The following is a 5,558-nucleotide window of genomic DNA, read 5'->3' as shown; positions in this document are numbered from 1 at the left end:
ACTTTCTATTATCTCTTTAAAATCATCTATTCCCACTGGCAAACTTTTCTTAATCATGCTTTCACCTCACCATATATTTTTCTTATATTATACCATACCTTATATTTTTAAACAAAAAAAGTAGTGCCTTCACACTACTCTAATTTATCTAAATTTGTTCTACTTTTTATCATTTATACCTACTCCATCTCCTATAAATCCTCTTCCACCACCTAAAAATCCACAGTTCATAATTGTATAAATTCCTTTTCCTTCTAATAAATCTTTAGGCCCCTTTGGTGTACTTGTATAGGCGAACTCTTTAGAAAAAACTCTCTCTTGATATCCTTTTACTATAGCATTAGCGCTATCATGTCAATTTGGATAAACAAATACAATATAATCTGCTTCTTTAACTAACTCCTGCTCTTTTTTCACATCATCTTTCGGCTCTCCAATTCCATATTTTTGATAAAAGAATTCATCTTCTGATAATACAGGATTCCATTTCATTCTATAAAGATCTCTTGCTTTTACTTCAACTCCATTATCTTCTAGATATTTCATCTATATTTTCAGATAGCTTATTTCCTTTTACTGCAATTCTAGTTTCAGAAGCCCCACTTTCTCCATCATAATTCTTATCTTCCGAAAAACTTAGTAACGTAAAAAATACACACAAGCTTCCTAATATTATTTTCCTCATTTTTTCTCCCCCTATTTAATATTTTTATAATTATATTAAATCAATAATTATATCTTAAATATAATTCATTTATTACATAACTAATTGACATCTCCTGTATAAGAGAGGATTCAAATTCTTGATACATTTTTGGAGATACAATTAAATATTTTTCCATTTCATTAGCTTTTTCTCTATTTGCAGTTACATAAACTATATTTATCTTCTTTTTTCTTAATATATACTTTAATCTTTCCATTTGAAAATTTTTATTAGAAAAACTAACTATAAATACTAAATCATTATTTTTTACCTTATTAACTTCTACCTCCTGAGATATACTTGTTAATGGACAAACAGTTATTTTACCAAGTCTCATAAACTTTTCACTTGCATTTTGAGCTAAAATATTTGAAAATGAAGAGCCAAAAAAGAAAACTTTTTTGGCTCTTTTTATTAATTTTATGATCTCTTGATAATTTTCCTCTGAATTTAAATCAGCAGTCTCTCTTATAGCTTCTACTGAATCATACAAGAAATTTTTTTGAATACCTTTTTTCAAAACCTCTTTCTCTTTCAAAAATCTTTCGTAATTCTTGCACTCTTCTTTTAAAGTTTTAAAATCACAATTTAGTATTTTTTGACAAAACCTAGAGATTGTTGATATAGATGTATTACATCTACTTGCTAATAAATTTATAGACATCAAGGATATCTCTTCATAATTTTCTAATATATAACTTGAAATTACAACCTCTACTGTTGGATATAAATTGCTATTGTCACGACATTTTTTTAGATTAGAAAAAAAATTATACATAATTAACTCCTCATAATTACTTTATTCATAATTTAAATATTCTCTCATCTCTATTTTTAGTAAATTAGCCTTATTTCCATAAATTATTTGAATTCCATTATCAACTAAAATTGCTCCATTTGCCAATAAATCATTTTCAAAAACTTTGACATCACTGATTTTACTATTATCTTTTAAAGAGATTCTAAGCCTCGTAAAACAAGCATCAACTTTTTCTATATTACTCTTTCCACCAACTTGCTCTACAATTTTTATTATTATATCATTAAAGTTAGTATTTTGAAAACTTGGATTTGATTCATTTTGAACATTCTCTAATTCATCTTCTCTTCCAGGAGTTTTTAAATTTTTCTTTTCTATATAAAACTTAAATAAATAAAAATACATTAATGTATAAATGGGTCCTAACATTAATAAATTTTCCCAATTCGACCCTTTGCTGCTATTTAACACTCCATTAAAAATAGTTGATAAAAGAGGTCCGCCAAAACTAGATGGTCCTGGAATATTAATATTCAAAAGATATGTTAGCACGTATGCTATTCCTGATAAAATAGAATGCATTATAAATAAAACCGGTGATACGAATAAAAATGCGAACTCTAGTGGTTCTGTTATACCCATTAATGCACAAGGTAATACTGCTGCCAACATTAATGCTGCTACTTTATTTTTATTTTCTTTTTTTGAAGTTTTATATATAGCAAAAGCTGCTCCTGGTAATCCAAACATTGCAAATAAAACTTTTCCATTCATAACAAATCTTGTTATATTAACATCAAACATTGCCGTAGGAGATGATAATATTGCGTTATATATATTAACTGCTCCTTCATAAACTTTTCCATCGATTTCTTGAATTCCACCTAATTGCGTGAAAAAAAATGGTAAATAAATAAAATGATGTAATCCAAAAGGTAACAATAACCTTTCTGAAAGTCCATAAGCAAAAGCACCTGAAGCTCCAACTGAATTTATATATTCAGATGATTTAATCAATAGTTCTTGTATAGGTGGAAAAATAAAAGATAAGAAAATGCCTAAAAAACTACACATAATTATTGATATAGCCGGTACTGCCCTAGTTCCATTAAAAATTGATAATATTGCAGGTAACTGAATTTTATAAAATCTATTGTGAATATATGCAACTAAAATCCCTGCTAAAATTCCACCAAAAACTCCTGTATCTAAAGTTAAAACACCTAGAATATTTTTTTGACCTATTAAAAGAGCTTTGGGATTAATTTTCCCTACTAAAACTAAATAGCTACCTAAAATAGTATTCATTGTCATATAACCTAAAAAACCACTTAAAGCAGCTGTAGCCTTTTCACTTTTAGCAAATCCATAAGCTATACAAATAGAAAATATAACGGGAATATTATTGTTTACAACATTTCCTGCATCTTTCAAAAGACTAAAAACTATATTAAAATTTTTTAAAAATGGAAATAATGTATAAACTCCTGGATTTGTAAAACCACTGCCTATACCTACTAAAATTCCTGCAATTGGTAATATTAAAACAGGTGCCATTAAAACTTTTCCTAACTTTTGAAAAGTTCCCAACATACTCTTATAAGTCATAATATCCTCCTAAAATTTTTCTTTTTTTAATTCTGGCCAAAAATTTCCATTAGCTTCAATAAAATCATCTAATATTTTTTTGGCTATATTTGTTGATGATACAGTTTTATTTATAGCTATTGCTTGTAGTAATTTATCATACGAATTCTCAAAATATCCTTCTACTGCTAACTTTTCAGAAGCTAATTGGTTCTCTATCATTCCTTTATAGAACGTTGAAATAGGCTTTCTAGAAATAACTTCTGGTCCCCAACTTCTTAAATAGGCTGGTACTTCAACCATTACATCATTCGGAAGATTTGGTATAGCCCCATTATTTTCTACAATAACTAAAAATCGATAACCTTTATTATAAGCAATTGAAACTGCTGCATCTACAATAAAATCACCAAAAACAGTAAAAGATTGAACAGGACTTTTATATCCTTCCTTATTTTCTAAATACTTTCTATATTCATTTTTTAAATCCTTTTCTCTGCCATCTATAACCATATTTGCTCTTGTATAATTTTTATCTACTTTGGAAACCATATCTGCTGAGTATAAATAATACTGTAAATAACTATTTGGTAGATACTCTGGATAATCCCTTAAGATTTCTGCATATTGTTTCCATGTTTTTTGCCAATCTTTATCTTTGTGATGTTTGTCGCTAGAAGGTTGTATTCCAGAAGATAAAATCATTTCTCTCAATTCTGGCAATCTATCTTTTCCAGTTTTATCATATAAAGCTGTGAACCATCCAAAATGATTTAATCCAAAATATTCTGGATCTAAATCACTCCAATTACTTAAACCTAACATTTTACTATAAGATAATAATATTGCTACAGGCATATCACATATATTTAAAATTCTCTCATTTTTATATTTTTTTCTAGTTGCTTCTGCAACTACTGAAGCTGGATTAGAGTAATTTAGTATCCAACAATCAGGAGAATATTTTTTTGCTTCGTCAATTATTTTAAAAATCCCAGGGATAGATCTAATTCCATAAGATATTGATCCTCCAGGACCACATGTTTCTTGCCCTACAACATCATACTTTAATGGAATTTTCTCATCAAACTCTCTCATTTCTAATCCACCTTGTCTGATTTGAGCAAATACAAAATCCACTCCTGTAAAAGCTTCCTTGTAATCTGTCGTTGATACAACTTCTAAATTTTTGTAATTATCTTTTAAATATTGTGACATAACTGTTTTTACTATGTTTAATCTTTCAGAATCAATATCAAATAATATTAATTTCTTTAATGGTAACTCTTTTTGTTTAGAAACTATACTTTGAATAATACCTGGCGTATGTGTACTCCCAGCTCCAGCTATAACTATTGTTTTATTTTCGTTTTTTATTTTCATAATACGTCTCCTTTGTTTCAATGTTAATAGTATACTACCATATTTTTTTACTTTAACTAAAAATTTTCAAATTATGAAAATTTTAAAAAATCTTCATCTAAAAGCTCTTGTGTTTTTCTTGCATATCTTATGCCTAACATTTTTCTTTTTTCTAATAAGTATGAGATAAGAGAATTAAAAAAGTTGTAGATCTCTCTACAACTTTTTGACTACTTCATCTTCAAATGTAACCTCACACTACCCTCATCCAAGAAGTAAACCGTTTTATGAAATGGTCTCTGTGTAATCTCCACATCGCTTCCATAAATTACAAGCCCCAATCGGCTCCCTTTCTTCACTGTATACTGAGTCGGTACCATCCCAAAACTATACCTATGGAAGTTCTTAGGAATAACCCTACTTTTATAGTAATTGCTTCTCCTATTCTGTATATTTATATGCCCCCTCGTAATCACCCTATACTTAGACGGACTCTCCTCAAGTGTGAAGTCCACCTCATCCATAGTCCCTGCATCTCTACCCAAACTAATCTTTCCCTCTCCAGTAACAACTTGCTTCACACTCAGTCGCCTTCTCTCTCCAATCTCCACTAACATAGCACTCAATATCCCTCTATCCCCATTAGAACTAGCACTAAACTCTATCTTTACACACCCCGAAATCGTTACATCCTCTTCTAAAACCTCACTTTTATAAATAACTCTATGTTTTTCTCCCTCTCCTAAAACTAACCTATCTCTCCACTCTTCATAATTTTTTACTTCTCTAATAAACCCACTGCCATCTATATCATCTATAAACTTCCCTATTCTTCTCATATCTTTCTCTAACTTCTTTACCTCTGAATACTTTACCAGTCTCTCGGCGTCTACTCCAAACACTCTATCCTCATAATCTTTTGACGGCCAATTTTGTGATTTCTCCCACTCTAGGCTATCTAAATTACTTTGAACCATCACATCTGGAACTGTTTTCATAACATTATTTTGTATATCATACAACCAATAACTTAACCATCTATTCATAATATCATTAAAATTAAACCCTTTTAAATTTTGTATATAAATATGATCTCCCTGATGTAAAATAATCTTAGATGGAATATTATATTTTTTTAGTTTA

6 protein-coding genes are annotated in these 5,558 nt (G+C 28.9%); all 6 read right to left on the bottom strand.

Annotation, left to right across the window (positions count from 1 at the left end; all coding sequences use genetic code 11):
* Window positions 1-354 precede the first annotated feature (354 nt).
* Window positions 355-546 carry an NAD(P)H-dependent oxidoreductase gene (locus ACRDDY_RS16025; RefSeq protein WP_438565942.1) on the bottom strand — a complete coding sequence of 64 codons (192 nt, stop codon included), beginning with the start codon at window positions 544-546 and terminating at the stop codon, window positions 355-357.
* Entirely contained in the window at window positions 527-685 is a 159-nt protein-coding gene (locus ACRDDY_RS16020; RefSeq protein ID WP_438565941.1) for a hypothetical protein, read from the bottom strand. Before ACRDDY_RS16020 ends, ACRDDY_RS16025 begins: the two co-directional genes overlap by 20 nt.
* Window positions 686-725: 40 nt before the next feature.
* Window positions 726-1,484 (bottom strand): MurR/RpiR family transcriptional regulator, encoded by a 759-nt coding sequence (locus tag ACRDDY_RS16015; protein WP_438565940.1) that lies wholly within the window; start codon window positions 1,482-1,484, stop codon window positions 726-728.
* Window positions 1,485-1,505: 21 nt separating this feature from the next.
* Entirely contained in the window at window positions 1,506-3,074 is a 1,569-nt protein-coding gene (locus tag ACRDDY_RS16010; RefSeq protein WP_438565939.1) for a PTS transporter subunit EIIC, read from the bottom strand.
* Between the two features lie 9 nt (window positions 3,075-3,083).
* Entirely contained in the window at window positions 3,084-4,436 is a 1,353-nt protein-coding gene (locus ACRDDY_RS16005) for a family 4 glycosyl hydrolase (protein ID WP_438565938.1), read from the bottom strand.
* 209 nt (window positions 4,437-4,645) lie between these two features.
* Window positions 4,646-5,558: CocE/NonD family hydrolase C-terminal non-catalytic domain-containing protein (locus ACRDDY_RS16000; RefSeq protein WP_438565937.1), on the bottom strand; the 913-nt coding region annotated here is incomplete at its 5' end.

The organism is Clostridium sp., from assembly GCF_051656525.1.
Taxonomy (GTDB): domain Bacteria; phylum Bacillota; class Clostridia; order Clostridiales; family Clostridiaceae; genus Clostridium.
This window is presented reverse-complemented; position numbering and strand designations above follow the sequence as displayed.